Annotated in this window: 23 protein-coding genes and 1 pseudogene; 17 read left to right on the top strand and 7 right to left on the bottom strand. The window is 33.0% G+C overall.

The window, feature by feature from the left end; genetic code table 11:
- The coding region (locus WH188_RS05925; RefSeq protein ID WP_339423522.1) for a hypothetical protein at window positions 1-273 on the top strand (273 nt) is incomplete at its 5' end.
- Between the two features lie 362 nt (window positions 274-635).
- Window positions 636-808 (top strand): annotated as a pseudogene (locus WH188_RS05920) (IS256 family transposase); the annotation flags it as partial.
- A gap of 71 nt (window positions 809-879) precedes the next feature.
- On the opposite strand, the gene istB reads toward WH188_RS05920, so the two are convergent.
- From istB to WH188_RS05905, 3 genes are read right to left on the bottom strand one after another with little or no spacing between them, the layout of a single operon-like run.
- Complete coding sequence (istB, locus tag WH188_RS05915) at window positions 880-1,656, bottom strand: IS21-like element helper ATPase IstB (protein WP_339423520.1); 777 nt, start codon at window positions 1,654-1,656, stop codon at window positions 880-882.
- A 2-nt stretch (window positions 1,657-1,658) separates the two neighbouring features.
- Window positions 1,659-2,300 carry a hypothetical protein gene (locus WH188_RS05910; protein WP_339423519.1) on the bottom strand — a complete coding sequence of 214 codons (642 nt, stop codon included), beginning with the start codon at window positions 2,298-2,300 and terminating at the stop codon, window positions 1,659-1,661.
- A 45-nt stretch (window positions 2,301-2,345) separates the two neighbouring features.
- Window positions 2,346-2,945: a DDE-type integrase/transposase/recombinase gene (locus WH188_RS05905; protein ID WP_339423518.1), complete on the bottom strand. Its 600-nt coding sequence runs from the start codon at window positions 2,943-2,945 to the stop codon at window positions 2,346-2,348.
- A 558-nt stretch (window positions 2,946-3,503) separates the two neighbouring features.
- On the opposite strand from WH188_RS05905, the gene WH188_RS05900 reads away from it, so the two are divergent.
- The 6 genes from WH188_RS05900 to WH188_RS05880 all read left to right on the top strand — a co-directional run bounded on the left by WH188_RS05900 (window position 3,504) and on the right by WH188_RS05880 (window position 8,781).
- A complete protein-coding gene (locus WH188_RS05900) occupies window positions 3,504-4,100 on the top strand; it encodes a GrpB family protein (protein WP_339423517.1) in 597 nt (198 codons plus the stop codon).
- Window positions 4,101-4,171: 71 nt separating this feature from the next.
- The gene (locus WH188_RS26280; protein WP_445265586.1) at window positions 4,172-4,285 is read left to right on the top strand and encodes a transposase; all 114 of its coding nucleotides are present in this window, start codon (window positions 4,172-4,174) and stop codon (window positions 4,283-4,285) included.
- Between the two features lie 497 nt (window positions 4,286-4,782).
- Window positions 4,783-5,439 carry a hypothetical protein gene (locus WH188_RS05895; RefSeq protein ID WP_339423516.1) on the top strand — a complete coding sequence of 219 codons (657 nt, stop codon included), beginning with the start codon at window positions 4,783-4,785 and terminating at the stop codon, window positions 5,437-5,439.
- A 164-nt stretch (window positions 5,440-5,603) separates the two neighbouring features.
- Complete coding sequence (locus tag WH188_RS05890) at window positions 5,604-5,891, top strand: hypothetical protein (protein ID WP_339423515.1); 288 nt, start codon at window positions 5,604-5,606, stop codon at window positions 5,889-5,891.
- Between the two features lie 600 nt (window positions 5,892-6,491).
- Window positions 6,492-8,504 carry a histidinol-phosphatase gene (locus WH188_RS05885; RefSeq protein WP_339423514.1) on the top strand — a complete coding sequence of 671 codons (2,013 nt, stop codon included), beginning with the start codon at window positions 6,492-6,494 and terminating at the stop codon, window positions 8,502-8,504.
- Window positions 8,485-8,781 carry a hypothetical protein gene (locus WH188_RS05880; protein WP_339423513.1) on the top strand — a complete coding sequence of 99 codons (297 nt, stop codon included), beginning with the start codon at window positions 8,485-8,487 and terminating at the stop codon, window positions 8,779-8,781. The genes WH188_RS05885 and WH188_RS05880 overlap by 20 nt, the downstream gene beginning before the upstream one ends.
- 92 nt (window positions 8,782-8,873) lie before the next feature.
- Here WH188_RS05880 and WH188_RS05875 read toward each other — a convergent pair whose 3' ends face one another.
- Both WH188_RS05875 and WH188_RS05870 read right to left on the bottom strand, forming a co-directional pair.
- On the bottom strand, window positions 8,874-10,058 hold the full coding sequence (locus WH188_RS05875) for an IS256 family transposase (protein ID WP_339423512.1): 1,185 nt from the start codon (window positions 10,056-10,058) through the stop codon (window positions 8,874-8,876).
- 170 nt (window positions 10,059-10,228) lie between these two features.
- Window positions 10,229-10,573, bottom strand: a complete 345-nt coding sequence (locus WH188_RS05870; RefSeq protein WP_339423511.1) for an MBL fold metallo-hydrolase — start codon at window positions 10,571-10,573, stop codon at window positions 10,229-10,231.
- Window positions 10,574-11,184: 611 nt separating this feature from the next.
- Here WH188_RS05870 and WH188_RS05865 point away from each other — a divergent pair.
- The 6 genes from WH188_RS05865 to WH188_RS05840 are packed head-to-tail and all read left to right on the top strand — an operon-like array spanning window position 11,185 to window position 16,266.
- Window positions 11,185-12,153, top strand: a complete 969-nt coding sequence (locus tag WH188_RS05865; protein WP_339423510.1) for a 5'-nucleotidase — start codon at window positions 11,185-11,187, stop codon at window positions 12,151-12,153.
- 18 nt (window positions 12,154-12,171) lie between these two features.
- Entirely contained in the window at window positions 12,172-12,801 is a 630-nt protein-coding gene (locus WH188_RS05860; RefSeq protein WP_339423509.1) for a hypothetical protein, read from the top strand.
- Window positions 12,801-14,372 carry a hypothetical protein gene (locus WH188_RS05855; protein ID WP_339423508.1) on the top strand — a complete coding sequence of 524 codons (1,572 nt, stop codon included), beginning with the start codon at window positions 12,801-12,803 and terminating at the stop codon, window positions 14,370-14,372. Before WH188_RS05860 ends, WH188_RS05855 begins: the two co-directional genes overlap by 1 nt.
- Window positions 14,372-15,097, top strand: a complete 726-nt coding sequence (gene tmk / locus WH188_RS05850; protein ID WP_339423507.1) for a dTMP kinase — start codon at window positions 14,372-14,374, stop codon at window positions 15,095-15,097. Before WH188_RS05855 ends, tmk begins: the two co-directional genes overlap by 1 nt.
- The gene (locus WH188_RS05845) at window positions 15,069-15,800 is read left to right on the top strand and encodes a hypothetical protein (protein WP_339423506.1); all 732 of its coding nucleotides are present in this window, start codon (window positions 15,069-15,071) and stop codon (window positions 15,798-15,800) included. Before tmk ends, WH188_RS05845 begins: the two co-directional genes overlap by 29 nt.
- A gap of 1 nt (window position 15,801) precedes the next feature.
- The gene (locus WH188_RS05840; RefSeq protein WP_339423505.1) at window positions 15,802-16,266 is read left to right on the top strand and encodes a hypothetical protein; all 465 of its coding nucleotides are present in this window, start codon (window positions 15,802-15,804) and stop codon (window positions 16,264-16,266) included.
- Window positions 16,267-16,333: 67 nt separating this feature from the next.
- Here WH188_RS05840 and WH188_RS05835 read toward each other — a convergent pair whose 3' ends face one another.
- Together WH188_RS05835 and WH188_RS05830 are read right to left on the bottom strand one after the other, a co-directional pair.
- Window positions 16,334-18,379 (bottom strand): ATP-binding protein, encoded by a 2,046-nt coding sequence (locus tag WH188_RS05835; protein ID WP_339423504.1) that lies wholly within the window; start codon window positions 18,377-18,379, stop codon window positions 16,334-16,336.
- Between the two features lie 463 nt (window positions 18,380-18,842).
- Entirely contained in the window at window positions 18,843-19,076 is a 234-nt protein-coding gene (locus WH188_RS05830) for a hypothetical protein (protein WP_168126463.1), read from the bottom strand.
- A 317-nt stretch (window positions 19,077-19,393) separates the two neighbouring features.
- Between WH188_RS05830 and WH188_RS05825 the strand changes: the two genes are divergently transcribed.
- From WH188_RS05825 to WH188_RS05815, 3 genes are all read left to right on the top strand, one after another.
- Entirely contained in the window at window positions 19,394-19,651 is a 258-nt protein-coding gene (locus WH188_RS05825) for a DUF7660 family protein (RefSeq protein WP_339423503.1), read from the top strand.
- Between the two features lie 150 nt (window positions 19,652-19,801).
- Window positions 19,802-20,941, top strand: coding sequence for a hypothetical protein (locus WH188_RS05820; protein WP_339423502.1), 1,140 nt, complete (start codon window positions 19,802-19,804; stop codon window positions 20,939-20,941).
- Between the two features lie 398 nt (window positions 20,942-21,339).
- Entirely contained in the window at window positions 21,340-25,236 is a 3,897-nt protein-coding gene (locus WH188_RS05815) for an nSTAND3 domain-containing NTPase (protein WP_339423501.1), read from the top strand.
- Window positions 25,237-25,353 lie beyond the last annotated feature (117 nt).

Genomic DNA, 25,353 nt, shown 5'->3' with positions numbered 1-25,353 from the left:
GATCAAGCATTAAATCATGAAATTTCTGAGGACATAATGGAAAATCAAATTTTAGTACAAAACTTAATATTAGAATGGAATACCTATTTTAAATATTTAGTAACAGTATGGGAACTTTTTTTAATAGACATAAGTAAAACTGGTACCGAATCTTTTCAAAATCGAGGTATGTACGAACAAATAGCGGAAGTAAAGCAATATCTATCTGTTGATTTAAACACCTCAAGTAGAAAAATAACAAATATTAGACATTTATTAGGACTTGACTGTTAAAAATTTCGAATAGTAAAAGATAGTTAATTGATCACGTACAAATGGATGTCTATGAAATAACTCCCAGACATTTATCTGTATTGAGATCGGTCAGCACATTTAACCAGTGGATATTACGATGCGATTTGTGCCACTTTAAAAAGATCAAGAAAGAATTACCTTGTCGCTTTAAATACAGCGATATGATATGGCCAACAAACTTGATCCGATGGACTTAAAACAAATACTCACATTACATCTTGAAGATTATAGTAGCCATAAAATAGGTTCCGTTCTCGGTATTTTCGAGACTGTAACGTAAACTGTGTCAACGGAATAATTTAATAAGATTTTTTATATTTAATTATTCAAACGACATGGTCATGAAAGAAAAGACCCCATTCGACTTTGAACGCTTCAAAGAGGAAGCTATGCAAGGTCTTTATAACGGGAAGAGTTTATCTCCCAACGACGGCGTTCTGGCGCCCCTAATGAAGCATTTACTAGAGTCTATGATGGATGGCGAGCTAGAGAGAGTCACCTTCAGGAAGATAAGTGTAAATAGCAAATTTACTTTCATCAATTTTTAGCAAAAGTATTTCACCACTTTTCTTCAAAAAAATACATTTACTTTTCCTGTGTATTTTCTTGTTTTTTTTCAGGGAAGATCGTTTGTCTGTTATCCATCCGATAACTTGTTCCTTTCAATTTAACAACCTCACATCGATATAATAATCTATCCAATAATGCTGTTGCCAGCACTTCGTCCTCAAGCGTTTCTGCCCACTGTTTTGGAGACTTATTGGTTGTGATAATGATGGATGCCTGTTCATGGAGGTGGTTGATCATATTGAAGAAAGCCACAGCCTGAACTTTATTGATAGGGAAAAGCATGATATCATCAATAGCCAGTACATGTGCTTTTAATAGCCGGTTATACGCATTCATTGCCGATACAGTGATATCCTTCATCTTGAGGATATTGGTTAGTTCCTCCATACTCAGAAAATATGCACGGTAGCCGGCAATCAGAGCGTCATGGATCAGCCCCGCTGCCAGATATGTTTTTCCTGTTCCGCTGGGTCCCATCAGTATCAGGTTATAATTCTGTTCGAGCCACAACAACTCTCTGAGCTGAGCCAGTTCAGCCTTTAATAATCCGTTGGACACATTAAAGTCATAGCTGTCCAGATCATTATGCTTGGGTAATTTGGCCAGCCGGATTCTTCTTTCCAGATCTGCCGATTTTCGGTAGCTCACTTCACTTGCCAATATCTCCATGATAAAATCCATATAGGACGGTTTATCGATCTGTGCCCGATGGATCAGTTCTTCCGGAGCTTTTTTGAGATTGGTCAGACGCAATGTCTCTGCATGTTCTTTGATTTGTTTGATCTGTTCCATGATTAGTTGAGTATAGATTCATAATAATTGATATTACTGGTTTCAGGATCCAGGCCCTGCTGTAAATGCGTAGTGTCAGCACTGGATCCGACTGTTAGATATTCTGTGCCTGCAGGATGCAGTTTCTTCTGCAGATTGAGAACCTGGGAGAATTCATAGGCATTGAAGATTTTGTTTTCCAGACATATGCCCAATGTCTGATCTATAGATTCCTGCGATGCACTCCTGAGATTTTTAAGGATCACTTTTAGGCTGTCATGGTAATACCTCGGTCTGTTTTCTTTTAAAAGCGTAAGATAAATGACCCCATTATTATTGTTAAAAAGAGCGGTCACTTCTGCTGTTGTTTGTTCAACACGGTCTGAACCGGTTCTTTTATGTCCTTCAAGACGTACGATATAGCCTTTCTGCTGTGAGATGATATGCCGTGCCACTATCTGATTCGCTTCGCTATAGATGCACATACTGCTCCCCTTGATTTCAAGCAGTACTTTGGTTCCCTGACCTTTATAACTTCCAGATGGAAGACTATAGTAATTGCCACGATAGGTAATACAGTTATCTTTTCTTACAAAGTATTCAGGTAACATTGTCTTAGGTAAAGTTGGAACAGCAGTGATAGACTGCAGATACTTTTGCTCCATCAGCCACTCCTTATGGGGTATCTTACCGGTGCTGCCATGTACTTTTCAGTTGCCACGTCTTTTAAGCCAGTCCAGAGCCTCTTTCTGCAGGACAGGAACTGTTTTATATAAGCGTCCACGAAGAAAGTTATGCTTTACATATTTGACCACATTTTCTATTTTTCCCTTTGATTCAGGGTCAGCCTTTCTGCAGAACACTGGTTCAAATGGGTTACTGTCACAAAAAGAACGGAAACCGTCAGTCAACAGGATATCGCCAAGGTTTTCTTCCTGGATAAATAGCCGGTCCTGGTCATAGATGATCTGCTGAGGGATACCCTGAAAAAACTCAAAAGCAAGTTCATGTGCATAAACAGCTGTTGTTGTGGTAAACGGATGGTTCTGGAAGTGAACAAACTTTTGCCGTGAGCGGCTCAGTACCATTGCAAAGAAGTAAACTTTCATCTGGTAAGTGGTGTCGGTCTGCATAAAGGCCTGTCCAAAGTCAACCTGTGCCTGCTGGCCATAAGGTGTATCCGGCAATTTTTCATAATCACGCGCCTGTTTATCCCTGTATTTTACCAGACCATGTTCAAGACGGATGTTCCTGACAAAATTATAGATGGTTTTGCTATGTACCGTAGGGAGGTCGGAATATCGCTCCATAAGGCGATCCTCAACCTGTGCTGCGGATAGATAGGGCTGAAGTTCCAGGGTTTCTTTAACATAACTGTAATAGACCGAAAGTTTCTTGGGGAGATTTCTGGGCCGTGAGATCCAGTCATGGAAACCTTTTTCTGAAAGTGACAGATACTTGCGTACTGTAGCCCGGTCTAAACCGGTTTCAACATGAATCTGACTTATGTTTAGTCCCGATCCAATTAATTCTTTAACTTTGTACCACATAAAAACTCTGTTTTTATTAAGAGGCCGACATTGATTTTGTTTCACACCAAAAGATGCGGCCTTTTTTTAATTTTAGCTAATGTAATGGCGAATTACTTTTGCTAAAATCTGTTGATACAAAGTTGCTACTTACAGCTAGGATTAAGATAACATAAACATTACAAAATGAATATGAATCGTATAGATATGTTAACAGTTTGATGTAGGTAATTGACTAATTTTGTCAAGTAAAAGTGTAAGAAATACGCAATGACAATAGATATCGATAGTATTACAGGTTAAATATGCACAGAAATAGAACTAATAATAAAAAAAGCAATGATACTACCCTTTGAACCCTATAATCCCACTTGGAAAGATCAGTTCAACACTATCAAACGGGAATTGGATAAACTGTTGCTTCCGATAAAGGCATCAGTTGACCACATAGGCAGCACATCTGTAGAAGGACTGTCTGCAAAACCAATTATTGACATTATTGTTGGATTGGAAGATGAAAACGATCTTGATAAAGTACCAGCATTGCTGGCTAACAGGCAATACGTATACTATGAGAAATATAATATCGACATGCCTTACAGACGTTTCTTTGTATTACTTAGAGAAAAACCCGATAAACTCGGATTACCTACCTGCATTGGAACTTTTGACAAAATTCCAGACAGGTTGAATGACCATGCTTTGCGAATTGCACATATCCATGTAATTCCAAAAAATTCAGAAAATTGGGTGCGACACATTGCTTTTCGGGATTATTTAAGAACGCATCCTAACGTGAAAGATGAATACCAGGCTTTGAAAGAAGGGTTGATAAAGCACGAATGGCAGGATGGAAACGATTACAATGAGGGTAAAGATGCTTTTTTACAGGTGGAAGAAAAACGAGCAATCGAATGGTACTTAGCACAAAAATAAAAGAATGGAGTTGCTAACTTAGTCGGCATTGTAAGTTAAGAACAATAAATATATTAATTTTGAAACGATGAATAAAATCCGTAAGAAAATATGATCGCACCTTTAAAGAACGTGCAGTTGAGTTGAGTAAAGACCGGAAAAATATTTCTGAGCTAGCCCGTGAATTAGGTGTATCAACCCCTTAATTATATAAATGGCGTAAAGAATCAGAAGATTTCGGAGCAGGCAGTTTTCCTGACAATGCAAATGTCAAACAGACACCACAGCAGGAGCGTATAAGTGCCTTAGAGAAAAAGCTTAAAGATTCAGAGCTTGAACTTGAGATATTAAACTATCTCGATGCAGGATAAGCAAGGGGAAGTGTGACGCATCAAAAAAGGCCATAGGCATCTTTTATTCATAATTATCTGCTTTTAACTGTATTCATGATTGCTTCGCAGTTCCAAGAATGATCAGTAATATATAAGTGTATCAGACTGCATCAAACAGCTCCTAAATAACCATCAAAAGTGGTGTACTTTGAAGTGGAATAACTGGTGCAAAAACCTATAAAAATATTTAGATTTTATGCCATTGCTTTATTGGTATCCATTTTAGCAATATTTTAACATAAAGTTTTGGTCTCCGAAACTAGCCATTACGCCAAGTCTGTAAAAATTATAGAACATAAAACAAAAATAGAATGATAGTACTTGATAACATAATTGAACTAAAAACTAACAGCGAAACTGAACGGCTTTCGTTTGCGACTAGATATTTAGTTCAAATCAATTTTACTTTCGACTTGATAGTTTCTTCAAATGGCTTCAGCGGAACTTCACATTTTTGCGTTAGGCGTGAACAAATAGAAAAGTTGTGTTCGGACTTGACAATAATGAATCAAACAATGTTTGGCAACACAATATTTGAAGACAACGACAGTGACGCAACTATAAATTTTCAAATGAAGCCTCATAGACAAGTAATTGTATGTGGACAAGTTGGTGGTTCACATGAAGAGCATTGCTTAAAATTCAGTTTTCAAACAGACCACACTTGCATAGAATCACTTGTCACAGACTTTTATAAGCTTCTTAAAAACGAAGAACCTACCAATCTTTATGAAGCAATCGACCTAATATTATGGAAAGACTGGGACCCAATTGGAGTTAACGATATCGCACCAAGAGATGAATATCAAATTTATACACCGACAATATTTGAGTTAAAAAATACTGGATCGGATAAGGAAACCATTGCACAGACTTTACATGAAATAGAAATTGCAACCATTGGAGTTGTCGGTAATATTGAACATTGTCGGCAAGTTGCAAACAAAATTATCAATCTTAAATTTTAGATAATCAATTCATTATTTAATACCAAAAGGAACCGAAGAAGAACGCTGAGGGCTCCCTATCCAAGTTAATGGTAAATGTAATCGTTGAAATAATTGTGGTTGATGGTGATACAAAAGCAGAGGTTAATAAAGACAATAAGGGGTAAATGTTTAAGCAATATGATATGAAAGAAACAATTGTAAGAGTTAATACAGAATCAAACGGAAAACAATTTGGGATCATGATTGACTATATACCTATGGAAGATGGTCAATTATACCAGCTCGAATCTCGAAAATATAATATCGAATACTTTGATAAAAACCAAATCAAACTAGATGATGGCGAATATCCAAAATCTATGTTCGACCAAGTAGTACCAATGGCATCAATAGTTCTTCCTGGAGACCCTATTCCTATTTCTCATTATAGGGGTCTAAAGATTAAAAAAGAATTTATAAAATATCAATAAATCAAATGCTGGAATTAGCCGTTGGACTTGCTTGACCCATTGTTAGGTTAGAAATGATTATTGCATTATTTGAACAACAAAAAATTTAAAGATTTGGCGATGAAGACAAAGATATTCTTTTGGATTCTTCGAGCACAATAACTGACACGCAGGTTCAAGGCTGGATAGGTGATAATTACCATAATGGATATTTCAATACTGCTAAAACAGCGTTGCGAATTTTTCTGGATTGTGAACCTTATTTTAATGAACAAGTTAGACCGCTATTCATTGCTAATGATATGTAGCATTATGCGGAAAAGAAGAAAGCTCCTCGTTTGGTTAAAAACAGGGATTAAGTGATTACTATGATGTTTTTGTTGGGGAAATTTAATATCGTCCCAAATTATTTAATGTAGGATCCGATTCCCACCCTCTCCGCTGAGAATAAAGAAAACACGCTGATAATCAGCTAGTTTATTTATTTTACAAACTTAAGGGGAATGATTGTAGATATTTTTTTTTATAATTCAATTTTAAATTGATATATTCAACACAGAAACGAATTATGTAGTAGTTTCTACTAAAAAATACAATTTTTAACCAAAACACCGCTTAAATTTGAAGAAAGTAGATTTACACATTCATACCGTTCCTTCGATAAGTGACAGAGAATTTTTTTTCAGTTTAAATTCTTTAAAAGATTATGTAGAAAAATTAGAATTAGATTGCATTGCAATAACTAATCATAATCTATTTGATAAATCTCAATTCGAATATATTTCAACTCAATTACATATCAAAGTATTTCCTGGTATAGAAATAGATTTAGAGGCAGGACACATGCTTTTAATATCAGAAAATGAAGATTTAGATGACTTCGATTTAAAATGTAAAAAAGTTACAGACCTTATAAAATTAAAATCTGACTATATATCATACGAGCAATTAATTGAGATATTTCCGTTATTATCTAAATATTTACTTATTCCTCACTACGACAAGAAACCAAACATAAAGCCTGAAACATTGGTTAAACTTGGAGATAATATCTTTTGTGGTGAAGTTACAAGTATTAGAAAATTCAAAGCTTGTTTAACTGAAGGAGATAAACTTGTACCTGTTATTTTTAGTGATTGTAGATTTGTTGAGGATATGCCAAACTATCCAACACGTCAAACATATATTGATGCAGCAGAAGACTCTTTAATCGCATTAAAAGGTTGTTTATTTGATAAAAATAAGGTATATCTTTCTAAAGAAGAAGGAAATGAGTTTTTCCAAGCAACTGATGATGGTATTATATTATCTACGGGACTTAATGTAATTATTGGAGAACGTTCAACTGGAAAAACATACACTTTAGAAAAAATCATTAGTGGCTTTGAAAATGTAAAATATATTGAACAGTTTTCATTGCTTCAGAATGATGAAGAAAAATTTAAAGAATTAGTTACAACAAGACATAGTTTAGTTTCTGAAAACTATCTTAAAGAATTTAAAGATATAATTTATGATGTAAACGAAGTTGATATTAAGACTAATAATCAAGATATAGAAAAGTATCTTGAATCACTTAAAAAATTCACTTCAGAAAGTTATAAATTAGATAGTTTTTCAAAATGTAAACTCTATAATGAAACCAAATATGAATTAGATGATTTAGAGAATTTAAAAGCATTAATAAAGGCAACTGAATTATTATTAGATAACACTGAATACAAATCTTTAATTAATAAACACATAACCGAAACTAGTTTGAAAGATTTATTTTTCGAATTAATCGAAACTTATAAAGGAAAACATATCAAAAATCTTGAAAAAAGTTTTGTAAACGATCTTAGTGAAAGAATTAAAGATGATTTAAAAATCCGTTCCTCATCAACTTCAATTGAAGATATAGATTTTAACAAAATCCAAATAGATAAAATAAAGGTTTCAAAATTTGATGAAATTGTAAATAAACTACAAGCTGAAAAAATAATTGACAGCAAAGAAATTCGTGGATTTAAAGTTATTGCTAAGACGAAAAAATTCACTGGTGCACTTCAATTACAGAAAAAAAGTAAATCTAAATTAGCATTCAGTGATGCATTTAATAATTACGATAAACCGTATAGGTTTTTAGTGTCGTTAAAAAACATTGCTATTGAAGAAACTGATTATTATAAATATTTTGTAGATATAGAATATAAAACATTAAACAAGCACGGCTTTCCTGTTTCGGGTGGAGAAAGGTCAGAATTTAATCTACTACATGAAATTAGTGATGCATTAAAACATGATATTTTAATGATTGATGAACCAGAATCTTCTTTTGATAATATATTTCTTAAAAATGAAGTTAATGAATTAATTAAAGAGATTTCTAAAGAAATTCCCGTCATTGTTGTAACTCATAATAGTACCATTGGAGCATCCATAAAACCAGATTACTTAGTTTATACAAATAAAGTAATCGACAATGGAGAACTAATGTATAAGGTATTCTTTGGTCATCCAATGAGTAAAATTCTAAAAAACTCTGAAGGTGAAGAAATACAAAATATAGATATTTTATTTAACTGCTTAGAAGCTGGTGAAGAAGCTTACTACGAAAGAAAACAACAAGCATATGAAATACTTAAAAATTGAAAATCATAAAGGTTATCTTATTAAAGACAAAACTAATCCAACAATCTGGACTGAAATCGACCAAATTGAAAAGGATGACTTGCTAAATTTACTTGATATTGCCACTAATGAAAACTTTGAATTGGATCCTTATGATGAAACAATCTTAGGAAATAAAGCTCATCAAATTATTTACAAGCATATAGCAGAGAAGTTCACAACATTTTTGAATAACAAAAGTAGATTTAAAGATGAAGCTGATAATTTATTTAAAACATCTTTAGAAAAATATCAATAAAATTTCGACAGTGTTCTATAAACTATTTAAATAAAAATACGGAGTTCAGGGGAGTGTAATTCAAACTGTGTCATTGGATAATTAGCCTAATTCTAAAAGCCTCTATCCAGCTTGAGCCTATTTCCAAATTTAATATAAAGTTGAGAGATCGTCAAGCCCCAGTTGTGCATCGGCATTGTCCACTTTTTAGAGATGTCCTTTATTATCAAGAACATCAACTTCATAAGAGCCTGCTCAGAACTGAATGCACCTTTAGACTTCGTGATTTTACGTACCTGACGGTGCATTCCTTCAATAGGATTAGTGGTGTAGATAGTCTTGCGGACCTGCTCATCATACTCGAAAAAAGTAGATAAGTTCGTCCAATTATCCAACCAGGATTTAGCAGCAATTGGATATTTCTTACCCCATTTCTCTTCGAAGATAATTAAATTTTCATAACCCATTTCTTCGTTAACAGCTTTATAAACGGGCTTTAGGTCTTCAATGACAGCTTTTTTATCCTTTTCTGTAACATAGCGCATACTTGATCTTATCTGGTGGACGATACATAATTGAACTTTAGTTTTAGGGAAAATAGCTTCAATAGCTTCAGGAAAGCCTTTTAAACCATCGATACAGGCAATTAGAATGTCTTCGACACCACGCTGTTTTAGGTCTGTAAGAACAGATAGCCAAAACTTCGCACCCTCATTCTCTGAACTATAAAGACCTATCAGATCTTTACGTCCATCCATTCCTACACCTAATATATTATAAATAGCTCTAGATTCAACCGTGCCGTTCTGACGGACTTTATAATGCATGCAGTCCAGGAAAACAAAGGGATAGACGGCCTCTAGCGGACGACTTCGCCACTCATTAACGGCAGGCATAACACTTTCTGTGATACGGGATATTTCGGTTGCAGAAATATCCATAGCATACATCTCATGGATAAAATCACTTATAGCACGTGTGCTCATCCCTTTGGCATACATACTCAGGACATGGCCTTCTAATTGTTCTGTAATAATGAGCTGACGCTTGGGAATTACCTTAGGCTCAAATGTACCGGATCTATCCCGTCCAGACTCCAGTTCAAAAGTACCTGTATTAAGGCCGCGGACAGTCTTTTTAGTCTTACCATTACGACGATTGGGATTACCTGAGGCTTTATCTTCCTGAAGGTGACTCTCTAGTTCGCCATCCATCATAGACTCTAGTAAATGCTTCATTAGGGGCGCCAGAACGCCGTCGTTGGGAGATAAACTCTTCCCGTTATAAAGACCTTGCATAGCTTCATCTTTGAAGCGTTCAAAACGGCGAAGCCCTCTTGAATACAATTAAAAAACAAATACGAATGAAAAATCGAATGGGGTCTTTTCTTTCATGACCATGTCGTTTGAATAATTAAATATAAAAAATCTTATTAAATTATTCTGTTGACACAGTTTACGTTACAGTCTCATTTTAAATCATTCTTTAATTTTATCCCCTTTCCAAAACTGACATATCCGTTTGATCTTCTAACCCTAAATGAATCATGAAAATTAAACCATAGCTCCTTTATAATTGAATCACTCTCATGGATTTCTGGATCTCTTAAAAACTTAACGGCCCCATTGATATGGTCGGCGTCTAAATGAGTCAAAACCCAAAGATCTATTTTTGCTTTATTATCAAAAATATCTCTTATTCCATTTTTTAGAACATTGTATGTATTGATATATCCGGAATCTATAAGGATATTTCCCACCGTCTTACCTTTACCTTTTTTTTGAATAATACGTATTGCATCTCCACAATTCACAGGGAAGATCTAAATTACACTTTTCATTTAGCAATAGATTTTTTGTCAAATTACAAAATATCTTCGCAACATCTATATTATTTATCCTACGTATGAATTATTTTTAACGAACAGAAAGAACCTGATTTAGTTGGACAAACTTCAAATGGAGAATGGCATGTTTTTGAAGCAAAAGGGACCTCGTCAAAATATTTAACAAAAAAACAAGTGAGGCTAAAGAACAAGCTAGACAAATTCAAACAATTCATGGGGCAAATCCTTTAACTATATCTGCTTGCGCCACATCTTTTGGAGCAGACAAAATATTTACAAAGCCTCTATTCATATTAAACTCTTCAAAATATCCTCGCCTTTAACTGTTTAACCTAAATTTGAAATTAAAGTATTAACAATGATTCAGAGCAATATGCCAAAATATGGTTTCCCGTATTTTATATCTTAATAGAACTTCTATTTTTGATCCGTAAAAAATCAATATTTTTAATTATTAAATTTATTGTTTTTTTTCAAAAAATCATTTCCTATTTTTAAAGAAAATATTATTAACCAATTAAAATAGTCTTTAACTTTCATATTTTAGAGACTATTTATTCAAAAGTTGCAAAACAATTATGGCATTAAACTTCTCAGAAATTTTAGTTGTCGGAGTTTCTTCTAGGGCTCTCTTCAATTTAGAAATAGAAAACGAAATATTTCAGACAGAAAATGTCGAAGGATTTAGAAAATATCAATTAGAGCATGAAAATGAGTTATTATCAGAAGGTACAGCTTTTCCATTAATTAAAAGCTTATTAAAATTAAACGAAATCGCGTCTAAACAAATTGTTGAAGTTGTTGTAATGTCGAGAAATAGTCCTGAAACAGGTGTGCGGGTTTTAAAATCAATTAAGCACTTTAATCTTCCAATTACTAGATGGGCATTTTCAGGAGGAGATCCACTTGCTCCATTTATAGATGCATTTGATGTAGATTTATTCTTATCAAAAGATGAAATTGAAGTACAAAAAATAAGTGATACGTCAAAATGTGCAACAGCATTAATTTATGCCCCTCCTACAGATTATATACCCGAAATGGATAGAGTTAAATTTGCCTTTGATGCTGATGCAGTTGTTTTCTCGGAGGAATCAGAACAAATTTATAAGGAAAAAGGTATTGAAGCCTTTCATAAGCACGAATCCGATAATGAAGATATACCATTAAATGACGGTCCTTTCGCAGAGTTATTAAGGAAATTATCAAAAATTCAGGAGTTTTTACCTACAACAATTGAATTAACACCATTACGAATAGCTATAGTAACTGCAAGAAATGCTCCAAGCCACATGAGAGTAATCAAAACATTGCGTCATTGGGGTGTTTATGTTGACGAAGCATATTTTATGGGAGGATTATCAAAAGACAAAGTTTTAAAAGCATTTGGAGCACATATCTTTTTTGATGATCAAGAATCCCACCTTGATGGATCTAGTAAAGTAGTTCCATCTGGAAAAGTTTTGTATAAAACAGATTCACCATTAAAAAAATATGAGAATGCAAAATTAATCGAAAATAGTGATGAAGAAGTAAAAAAAAAATAAAAAACTGTACAAGATAGAATGATTAAAGGAAAATTAATTGGCGCATTTGGAATACCAGGTAGTGGTAAGTCTACGACTATAAAGAAAATGGGAGAAATAATGAATATTCAAACATTTCACGAACCAGAAGAAAAAGACTGGGCTGATGCTGTCCGATCACGCAATATAAGTGGAAACTTCACAGGTTTGATGTGGTTTAGATCGATTAGAGTTCCTCAGTATTATAAAGCCAACGCACTAAGGGATAAAGGATTAAATACGATGTTAGATTCATGCTATGATAAATTATTTTACTTGTATCATGATAAAGAGGGACTTGAATGGCTATTATGCCCTGATGATCCGTATTACGAAGAAGTAAAAAGCATATCTAAGAAGGACCTCGAACTACTTCCTGATTTGGATATAATTATCTTTTTTAAACAAACTGAAGAAAATTGGACCAAGTTTATTGAAAAACGAAATAGAGAGCTCGATAAAGACCGTGATTTTAAAAAATCATTTATCCTACAGAATGCGTTTATTGAAGCTGTAGAGAAGTATTGTAATACAAGTGAATGTAAATTGATCATTCACGAACAATCTTTTACTGATCCCTACGTTGAGGCAAAAAAAATTATTAAAAAACTGCAAAATCACTTAATATAATGAATTATACTGAAGTTTTTAACGATATAGAAAACAACAAAAACCTTCTTCAAAACTTAGAAAAGTTAATAAATCAAAGAAAAAATGTTAGACATGGTAAAGAGCAATACTTATCTAGCATAATTCAGATTATTTTAAAAAATGATCCAAACATAACGACCTATATTGAATCGATAATTACTGATATTAAGGAAACTGATATTCAAAACGAGATAATTAAAGTTCTCAATCTAAAAAAGAGGAACGATCCAAACACGAAATCTATAATTTATAAACTATATAATAAAGAGCAACTAAGTGAAAATGATATAGAACTATTTGTAAGTATGTCATTAGAGCCCAATATTTATTCTCTAATGCTAACTACTATCCTTAACCTTATTAAATTTAAAGGTTTGGATCTAGATAGTCAGTATCTATTGAGTTTAAAAATGGCAGAATCAGGAAAAACATTTGATTATAGAAATTCGCCTTCATTTCAAAATAAGAAGCTCTTGAGACGCTATCCAACTGGAGGCGTCTCTGAAAAAATAGCACTAATAATGCCGGCACTCTTAAAATGTTTAACAAAGGAATATGATTTTGTATCACCATTCTTAGTTGCTAAAACTCTAAGTTTTACTGGTGGTACTTGGGACAAACTATCTAGCATTCCTAATTTTTCGTTTCCTGATCCAGGTTTGGATTCTATTAATCTTCTCAGCAAAGACGGTGTCTGTATGACTGTAGCCCACAAAGATTATAATCCTTCGGATACAAATTTATACCAATTAAGAAGTATAACTAATACCGTAGATTCGCTGCCACTCATCATTACAAGTATAGCCAGTAAACAAATAGCAAATCCAGTAGACACTTTAATGCTTGATGTACGATATGGAAAAAATGCATTCTTAAAAAATCTAAAATCGGCAAATAGTTTTTTTGACCAAATAAAACCGTTATTAAGGATGTTTGGTATTGATACTATAGCTGAATTTACAGAAACAAACACATGGTATGGGTCTTCCGTGGGAAATTATTTGGAGGTAATTGAGAGTATATGTCTAATGAGAAATGTTTCGACATATTCGGATCTTGAATTTGACAGCAATTTACTAGATCAGCAAAAGACATTAGTCATAAAAATGACAGCTAAATTGATCGCTAAACAATTTAGTATTCATCCTAGCATAGTTGAACAAAAATGCATTAATCTGTTCGCGAACAATAATGTATATCTCGCTTTTAAAGAAATACTAAAATCTCATGGAGTATGTGATGAAACAATTTTTAAGATAGATAATACCTTACCGTTCACCAATACATTTAACATCAAAGAGTTTCGAGTGAATGCTCATAAAAATGGAATAATTGAAGAAATTAATCAAAAAAATATTGGTAGTTTTGTTAACATAAAGCTTCAGGCCGGTTCAAATTTCTTCAAAAAAGAAAATAGGTTCCTAGAAGGCGTTTTATTGCTAAAACCAGAACAATCAATAGTACAAAAAGGTGAAACGTTAGCACTGGTATTTAGTACTGATGATTTAGAAGTCGAGGTTTTATCTCAAGAGTTTTTCAAAATTAATTAATGATGAAGGGAAAAATAATAACAATAGAAGGATTAGATGGTGCAGGAAAATCAACTCAAATCGAATTATTAATAAACAAATTTAATGATTTAAAGATTAAACACAAATTTATTCACTTTCCTATGTTAAATCAAGGGGCTTATGGAAAGTTAATTGCCGAATATTTAAGAGGAGAGTTAGGTCCATTAGAAAACGTACATCCGAAACTAGTTGCTCTATTATTTGCTGAAGACAGGAATGAACATAAAGCATTGCTGAATGAATGGTTGAATGATGGATACTTAATTATTATGGATAGATACGTTAATTCAAACATTGCATTTCAATGTGCTAAGACAGAAAATCTTGAAGATAAAACTGAGCTAAAAGAATGGATTCTGGATTTTGAATTTAATCATAATTCTTTGCCTCTTCCTGACATATCCTTTTTTTTAAATGTTCCATTTAACCACATAGAAACTTCTTTAAATTCCTCGCGAACTGGTGTCGATCGTGAATACCTACAGGGAAAAAAAGATATACATGAAGACTCATTAGATTTACAAAGAAATGTCTACAAGGAATACCTTACTTTAATCAATGAGCAGAAGAGTTTTCATGAAATTGAATGCTTTAAAAACAATTGCGATTGGTTAACTAAAGAAGAAATACATATGCTAATATTTGAACAAATCCTTTTATTTAACTTACTTGGTGATGAATGTAACAAGGTACTTACTAAATAACAAAGCTTATATTTTAACAAATATAATTATTCTCGGAATAGGTTATTATCTAATATCTATTGGTTTTTGTACCAGTAAAGAAGATCCTCAGGTTTCCAATATTAAGATATCTATTGGTACTTCACTCATTGCAACCGGTATTGTGGTAGCTTTGGACTTATGGAGAAAATTCAATGTAAAAAAAATCAATCAGAAGATGAATAATATAATCATCGATTCTGGTATACAGTGGGTTTCTAAAAAACGGGACTTAGATAGATACGACAAGTTAGTTAATAATCTAGAGAACAGTTTAGATATTTGTGGTTATTCCCTAAGTGGGTTTTTTGAAAGTTTTAGTGAAATAATTAAAAAAAAGGCTGCGAAAAGCACTGTCAAAATAAGAGTATTATTTGTAGATACCGAAAGTGATGCCGCAATTAAAAGAGCCAAAATTGAAGGAAAATCCATAGTTTTATTTAGAGAGAAGATAGACACCTTTAAAACTTTCTATTCTAAGGTAGAGAATGTTGAAATTAGGATTATTGATATGCCATTATCTTCTATGATATATAGAATTGATGATGTAATGTTCATTGGTCCTCATTTTTATAAAAAACAAAGTAAATCCACTTTAACTATAGAATTATCCAAAGGTCAGTGGCTTTTCAATGAATATCAAGAAGAGTTTGACCGTATGTGGAGTGATGCAAAGCCAATTTAATATGATAACAACGAAAAAGTTTATTTTCCAACAGTTCGAAAAAAATATCGAACAAGAAGGATTATTCTGGAGATTAGCTAGACCTGATACTTTTATTGATTTACTTATGCTTCAGGCTGGTAAATCTTCTAAAATAGGTATCAACGATAAACTCGCTTTAGAAGTTATATTTATTGCTGTAAAAGCACTAGTTAATAATCGACTTGGTTTAAAAGATTACGCTATTGATTATAAACAATTAGAAATAGAATTATCTAATGAACTAGACACTATCTTTGGTGAAATTGATCAGATTTTATCTCAGAGTATTATGCAATCAGACAGTACCCCTAACTCTCTACCCTTATCCGATGACTTAAGCTATTTCAAAGTCCTCAATAACTTAGAAATAGATAAATATTCGGTCACTGTATTTGAGAATGTATTAAACTCTTTTATAAGCTTTATTAAATCAAAAAACCTTTAAAATATTTACTTTTATTAACTAAGCTTTCCGTTTATTAATAAAACTCATCATAAACTATATTAATATTCTAATGAGCAACTGCAACTTTTCTTAAAACCGATCGTACTTTACCAAAACCAATTTCATTAAAATCCGAATTGATTTTCTCTTCAATATCCACATCTTTAATTTTCAATTTGGAAGACAGATAGCTCAACTTTCGTTTGTTCATTTCAATTATTTGCCCCCATCTCATAACAGATATTGTTATGTTTTTATTTTCTGACCTAAAGAAAAAGAATGGGTTTTCTCGTGGTTTAGTAATTCCGTTTAATTGAAATTTAGCATTACTACTTATCTCAGAGCTAACTAAAATAATATGATAATTGATGTCTTCAGAATAAAAGGGATTTTGCTCTATTTCTTGAGCATATCTCATAGCTTGGTTCAATTCATTTTGACTAATTTTAACTTTTGGAGATTTCAATTCTACAACTAACACTTCTCTTCTAACTCCATCAATAGGCTTTTCATTGTATATAAATAAATCGGTTATGGATTTTACTTTCGAAGTTTTTTCAGAGCTAATATTATCTAATTTTCTATCAGCTTTATACTTCATCGTCTTTTCGGCTAATTCTTTCAAATTATTTTCTAAATTCTTATCAGATAGCAAATTAGTACTATCTAAGTATTGTTCTCCAAAAATCCACAACATTTTTTCCAAAACTTTATGTAATTCTTTTCTCTCAGCAACATGCTTTGATATATCAGTACATGTGATTTTCTCAAGAAAATCTATATCCTCAAGTTTCTTAGAAACTTTTTCAGAAAACTCAATTATATCTTCTATCTCCGCTCTATTTAGTAATGTTTTAAACCTTTTTATAACTTTACTATCTAATCTTAATATTTTCTGCAGAATATCATCAAGCTCCCCTGTGATGATCGTACGATCTATTAAAGGGTAAATTATTTCTCTTAAGTGTTTATTTGTAGTAAATAAATCATATCGCTGTTCGACAAAATATGCTACTTTATTGAATAAAACTACCTTTGATTTTGAAGTCGCATTTGAGAGGTCCTTATATGGATAGTACTTATCACCACTGAGCTTATCCATAAAATCCTCATACCTCTTATTTTTTTCTTTGAAAAACTCATTAAGTCGTTCTTTAATAAAAAACTTAAAATTATGACCTCGATCATCTAATGAGTCTAAATTCCAATTTCTGTATAAATCAGTATCGAGATTATCCGAATGTATATAAACAAACCAACCTTTAGCACTCGGATCCATCCAATCCGCTTCATACTGAAATCCTCCCACGATATGGTCAACGCCATCATTTTTAGTGGTCAGAAAAACCCGAACTTCTTCTATAGTAGATCTGAGCTGTATAAAAGTAAAAAATAAATCATGGCTGACATTTTGTTGGTCTGTATACATTAATTTCAATCTAATTGGTTCTCCTTCAATAAACTGCTCTGGCTTCAATATGACTCCATTTATTTTAAAACGAACCGATTTATTAAAAATTACTATTGGATAACGTTCGAAGATAGCGTTTGGTAAATTACTCTCCAATAGTCGTTCCGATATTTTCCTTTTTGAGTTTTTTCCAAGGAGGTGCTGGTCGTAGATATTAGTTATTAAAACTTTATAATATGTGTTATGATTTCCCTTTAACTCTCTTTCCTCAGTATCTATTTCGAGCTCTTCAATTTTCTTTACACTTTTGATATACTGCTCATTAAATGGTATGATTGCTTTGGAATATTTGCCAGTCAATTTATCACAGCCAACAGTTTCTATAATAACTTGCGAACCAATTTGAAGAGCTGCGAACCTCCCAATCCCCTTTCCTCCTTTTTTGGTAGAATCACCAAAATCTAATAACTTTCCTTGGATATTATTAGTATGAACTCCAGTTCCGTCATCTTTTATTTCAATTTTTTTTATTACTGTTGGGACTATTTCATTTGCCTTTGCATAATCTATTTCAATATTAATATTTTTAGCCTCTGCTTGTATTGAATTATTTATTAATTCACAAAAAGACAAAAAAGTACTTTGGTATTGAGTGAATAACTCATGTAATAATCTAGTTGTGGCTGAAACTTTTCTTTTCATAAATAACAATATTAGCTTACTATGTTAAATATACTTAATTAAACTCTTACAAAATGTCAATCATATCATTTAAATACAATAGTGATTACATGAGATCAGTGCCCTCACTGACATAGGTTCACTCGAAACGCTTACTTACAAAATGTTGGTAACTGCGATAAAAAAAATTGAAGCCATTAATGGTAAGTTAATCGAAGGATTGTACAGTATAAGCGACGACTTATAAACTACATAAAGTTAAGGATAATAAATATAAAAAAGCTATGCTTATCAAATTTCTCTTTTTCTATATAATCGTGGTTATATAATAATTATGTATAATATCACTGTAATTTAGTCATATATCATGTTTAGACGACAGCTTTACTTTTACTTGTTTTCACAACTGTAAGTTGATTGAGGATATATTCTCGCTATATTTGCTTTAAATTCATCTGTATAGTTTTTAAAAATAATAGATCAATCAGAAAACCCTTAAGAATTTTCCTTCTAACACTTCTTCTGGAACGTCTAAAATCTGCTCAATCACTACTGTCGCAGACTCTTCCTTAAATTCACTCATAAACGCCCATAAGTCGTTTACTTTTGTCGGGACAAAATGTTGTATAACATCATCCACACTATTATCGGACTTCAGGATATTATATCCCTTATGCTTTAAGTCCTTCAAGATCTCCGTTGTCAATGGTACATTCATCGCAATTACTATTTATCGTTTTTGCCTTCTTCCAACAGAGTTGACATTTCGATCCTAAGTTACTTTACTATAAAGCGAACTTACAAAACCCTACCCTGCTTTAATTTAATATTGAATAGGATGAACACGAAAGAATGTTGAGCAACCGGTTATCTTTGAGCGTGTCCGTCCTTATTCAATATTCAAAGATAAATAATAAAACTAAATATATTAGTTTATTTTTACTATAAATTTTAGCTTAATTGAATTTTATTTTGTTCGCCTTGATTATCAATGATTTGTTATATTTAGACAAATTTTAGTTGCCCCTCCAATATATGAAAGAAGATATTAACAGCTTTAAGGTCACGGATAGAAAAAGTTTTGTCGAATTCCTTGAATTATTAAAAAAGGACTTTGTGGAAAATAACGAGAGTTGGGAAAATAAATCAATACCTGATTTACTGGAAGTACTAAGTATGTATGCAGAAGACATACAGGGATATTATGATAACACGAAGCAAAATAAAAATGCTGACCAAGCAGATTGGTCAACATTTGCCGATATTTTTAAAGGAGCTAAAATATACGAATGATATCTTATTCCTGCTCAAAATGATTGAGTTAATGGCCTTACATACAGCATGCCAATTATTAATAATAAAATTATGATCCAAATATTTAGTTGCTTCACAAAGATTGGCTTGCAACCTCTAGATTTTATCCGTGTATTGAACGACATCCGAATGTCCGGAAATAAATTTTTAATATTAGAAGGAAAAATAGGATTACTTTCTGCTGCTGGAATTGTTTCATTAGATATTGATACATTAAAATGGATAAGTTGTAATGTTGTAAATTATGAGAATTCATTCGATCATGGGGCAGATCTTTTTGTCAGCAACAATGATATATTTTACATTATCAACCATAATATCAGACATATGGGCTGGGAGAATAAGATAGAGTTAGGGATAATAACAATGCATCCAGAAAATTATGAAAGTAAATTATTCAAATTCTGTAAACAGGTGGAGGACGTAATAAAAATCACAGTAGATGGTCGTCGAGTTCGACATTTTAATTTTGGATGGTATCAAAGTGGGACAAATTGGGAAGTAACATCAAGAATTTATCCTAGTGGAAAATTTTCAAGGGCTGTTTATAATGATAAGGAAGTCTCTGCAGCAAATTTAATAAAAGTTAACACCTTTAAGGAATTACTTATAATGATATCTCGATCAAAACCATTGTCTCTGAGTTTAAAACCAACTAGTGTAAACAGTAATTATGAAAGTTCAGTACGGATATTATTAAACAATGACCTTCTATATTCAGATATTTCACAGAATAGCTACAAATTGACTCCCTTAGCAAAAAAAATGATAAATGGAAGCCATTGGATGACTATATTACTAACAAAAACATTAATAAACAATGGAGTTCCTTTAGAAAAAATTATTTGGAGTCTTTCGGAAGATAGTGAGGAAGTAGATTGTGTTGTAGATTTTAGAGGCAAAACATGGATTTTTGAATTAAAAGATAAACCATTTGAAGCAGGTCATGCCCACCCATTCATTTACCGAGCAATAAAGTATAAAGCAGATAAAATTATAATTTTCACAACAGACAAGGTAGGTCCCAATGCACGAAAAATTTTCAAAGATATTTCAAATAACTATAGAGCCGCTATAGATATTGATAGTCCCATTTTTATAGAAGGTACATCATCCCTAGATGATAAGATTTCTGACCTAATAAAGAACGAAACTATATCACTTGTAAACAAAAAGAAAAAAGAACTTAATGTATTAACATCTACTAATTTAACGCCATTATTCAATAAATTATTTGATGATTATAAACACAGTGGTAAAAAGATTTGAAATTGATACCATAATCGTATTCTCCTGTTAAGTGAATATTCAAAATGCAAGTGTTCACTCTATTACGGAAAATAATGAGAAGGAAAACCTATTTTGCAGTTACTGTAGCCGTAAATATGTAATGTGTTATCAACTATATGTACACAAAAATCCAATAATTCTTTCGAATTTTGTGCTTAATTTTTGACAGTAAGCTGGTAAGTTCAAAACGGCGAACCCCTCATTAGTCACTTTAAAAACAAATACTTATAAAAAATAAAGACACAGTTTCTTTATAATGGCAGAATCATGGAAGTAATTTGAAAACAGCTTTTTTATACCTTCTTGAGAAGGATAGGTTCGAATATATGTAGATATAGCAAATATTTTCTATTTTGCTTATCTAAATCAAGAGATAAATGTCAGCACCAATATCCGGCCCAGAAGGTTATGAATACCAATACCTAATTAGTTCTTACCTAATTTTACTTTATATTAAGAATGAGCCATCATTAGAAGCGTACATTGAAGAAATGGCAAGGGAAGATCTGGCTTTTAATTTTGGTATAGGCCGATCTGTCGACTTTCAATTTAAGAAACGCAAGGCTATGCTGGATATTAAAGTTTTAGCTAAATGTCTAGTTAAATTCGATGCTTATTCTTCGAATACTAATGTTCTGTCGAAGCTATCATCGGGAAGTATTTCATCTTTTTGTCTGGTTAGTAATGCTCGTGCTGGTGATTTTGCAATAGACTTGGGTGTGTTACTTCAAAGTGGATCGATTACTAATCGTGTCATTAATGAATCTCAAATTGACCGGCAAGACGAATTGTTGAAAGCCTTAGAAGAAGTATTTGCTAATGCCAAATCAAAAGCAGAGATAAAGCGGAAAGATTTTGTTAAGCGACAGGTTGAAGCTATACGTAAGTCAAATAATCTACCAAACATATTGAAAACAGTTTTTGTATTGGAAAATGCCGATCCCCAATTAGTAAAGTCGCAAATTTTTTCAATACTTTCCCAAACAGGAATACCATCGACAAGACAGGAATTACTACTACATCAACTTATAGAAATTATAAAAACTTCCCGTGGTACCAGCGTAAATGTTGCTAGTTTGTTCCAGATTGCCATTCGGCGTACTGTAGAAAACTTACCAGAAGTTGACCGCTCCTATATTGAAGTTGGAATTGAAGATTCCTTAATATCTTTTTTATCCACAGAAAAGCACATTCTGCTAACTGGATCTTCGCTATGCGGTAAAAGTGCGATGGCTGTTTATCTTACTAATAAACTTTTTGAAAAGGTACCTGATTTGTCATTCAGATTTACCAGTAATTTATTGGAAGCAGAGAATTTCCTTCTTGATAACAGTGCTGAAACCAGACTGTGCCTATTGGATGATCCTTTTGGTACAGGATATAACGATAACACAACTGGAGATTACCACAAGTTTGAAACTCTTCTTCACCAAGTAATCTCAAGAAATGGAAAATATCTTATAACCACCTCCAACCTCAAAGCACTAACTGTGGTAACAACGCATGAAGTCATTCGGGATGCTTGGAAAAATGTAACAATTACCGACCGAAAATTTTTACGATCCCTATGGGAAAGCTACCAGCAATCTACACATAATGAGATGCTAAATAAGATTGTTGCTGATATTCTAATAAACGACCCAGAAGACACACTTTTGCAACCGGGTCAGCTCAGATTCCTACAACGCAATGGACATCTCATAGAAACTCTAAGCGAAACTTCTGTAAGGCATCTCGCAAATTTCAAATCTCAAGATATAGAAGCTAAAATCTTAAAATCAGGTAAACCAATTATTGACATCATGTTGCAAATGGCGATTACCAGCACCTATATCAACGGACTTACCATGCAGGAACTACGTTTCTTGGTAGATAGTGATACAGCATATACTCCAGGATTAAACGACAAAGAATATCATTTGGGGATGCGTTTTATAGGGGGAGGTAGATCACAACAGCCTACATTAGCTCAATACCACAAATTACCACCTATATCAAAGGATATCGAGGATTGTTTAGATAGCCTGATTCGCATGGGGATGGTAGAGTTTCGCAATGGCGAGTTTGCTTTTTCTCACTCCATATATGAAAGTGGAGCCAAAAGACTGCTAAATGCAGTCAATAATCCTTTCGCTACAAAGCGCATTCTGAATATCTTAGAAAAAGCCACTGGAAGCTTAAGTATAAATACTGCTATCAATGGAATCAAGAGTTGCTATATAATTGCGGAGTATTTTAAAGAAGATAAAGGTACAGGTACAGCCAAAAAACTTTTACGTATCGCAGAAACAGCGCTCAAGTCTACGTTTGTAAACGTACGGACACAAGCCTTTCACTATATAGTTAAATTTACAAATTTTGCTACCAAGGAGCAGAATGAGTTAATCGAAAGTTGGATAAGGAGCAATGATTACTTTAGTTCCGATTTCTATTATCAGAATGGAGTTGCTTTCATTCCCAATCAAGAGTATTTTTCTTTCGGGGACGGGGTTGCAGATAGATTATTTGGCAGACTACATGCTAATGAAATTTGGGAACAGTATCAAAGTGCACCGCCCCACCTATCTCCTCCTGATGCCTTTGATATGCTAAACCACTTAAATAGGAGCTCGAGACATTCCAAGCTAAGAATTGACCATCCTTTAGAATTACTTGAGCCTTTCATGAGGTATGATGAAGAATTTGTAGTTGCAGAAGCGGCATACCTTTTAGCCGCGAGCTTGAATGATCAAACATACCCTTTAAACAGATGGTTATTTGTTGATGACAGACCCATTATCAAGTTCCAATTACTAAAAGGGCTACTAAAGGCATACGCATATTTTGAAGATGATGCTGTATTAGTAGATGTTGTTGCAAAAATGAAGAACCTTCTTGATAATAGGTTTTCTTCTCTTGCGGCCCTTGATTTATTTACGCAGTTCAATTCAGGACATACATCCTTCACATTTGATTGGGAAAATGAAGTTGAGGAGTTTGCCGTGACCAAATTATGGGATTTGTGGGCCGACCTCACGCCAATATTTGTGAAAAACCTGCCTAAAGATATCCGTATTCAAAATGCTAGATTTACCGATGCCATTCTACACGCGAAAGTTAACGACAATGAAAAGCTTTTCAAAATGACTTTTGCATGGGTTAATTGGCTCAAGGATCATTTTATTGAAAGACAAACATATGAAAGCCATATTTCAAGGTGCATATTGACCATTTATAATCATAATCTTAAGAATTTCAATATTGACCAACGAACAGAACTGACCAATACACTTTACAGTCTTCCCAATATACATTTCCACGGTCACCTTTTAAGGATCATTACTTTTAACTGGATAAGTTTCTCGGAAGATGAACAATCCTTATTGGAGGGATTATTTTTAAAAGAACCAATTGGGTATAAAGCTATCATTGTCACTAGTAATAATTGCCCCGATATACTAAGTGGAAAGCTTTTACAGATCGGAACATTGATGGATAAAAGCCCTGACTGGATAATTGCAAACATAGACAAAAATCTCCTAAAATCAATACTTGTTCTGCTTTACGATTACCCACCTACTGCTGATCTTCCTTATAACAATTATGGTCAATGGAACCCAGTCATTGCAAAATCTTTAGAATTGCCTGATAACTGCTGTTTTTTAGTTGCTACAAAGACATTCTTGTTTTACTACCTTGGCTTTAAAATAATTGGCCCATGTAATTGGCCTGATAAGAATACTATTTTATCTATTTTGAAAAACCAATGCAATGATGAACAAATTTTATCCATTTTTATCTTTCTAATCGATCAACTCGGAAATCAGCATCGCCGATGCAGATATTTTCTAACATATTTTTTTGATAACATTTCTGATGCATTAAAAGATCAATGCGGCGCGATCTTAGAACAGCACATCGAAATGATCAGCAATGGTGAAAACCTTGCGGCAATCCCCAATCATATTTGGACAACTTATATTAATATAAAGTTGGAGATGGATAATGCCCTTATTCAAACCTATAAATATCTGGTCAAACCGGATCCGACGGATGAAAAAATGCGCTTTTTCGCAGGGTTTATTAATCATGCAGTGGAGACCAAATCCTTAAGATTGCAAAAGGTGATTTTGCGTATAAGAGATTTTGCACGAAATAATAAAGAGTACTTTAGAGAAGAGGAAATTAAAGCTGTAGAAGATTATTTACAATATTTTTTCGCTATGGCAAGCAAGCAACGTGAGGAGCTGCGCAGGAAGATTGAGGCAAATTTTGAGGATTTGTATTTAGATTAACAAAAAGAACAACAATTTGATTCATAGTGATCCTTTTACTAACTTCAGCTTAAAATAAGGGTGAAACAGTACCTGCCCTTCTCACATTGATATAGGTAGGCCTGCAGAGCGGACAAG

Source organism: Sphingobacterium sp. MYb388 (genome assembly GCF_037479535.1).
GTDB classification, from domain to species: Bacteria; Bacteroidota; Bacteroidia; order Sphingobacteriales; family Sphingobacteriaceae; genus Sphingobacterium; species Sphingobacterium anhuiense.
The sequence above is the reverse complement of the archived record's forward strand: the minus strand, read 5'-3'. Positions and strand labels throughout refer to the sequence as shown.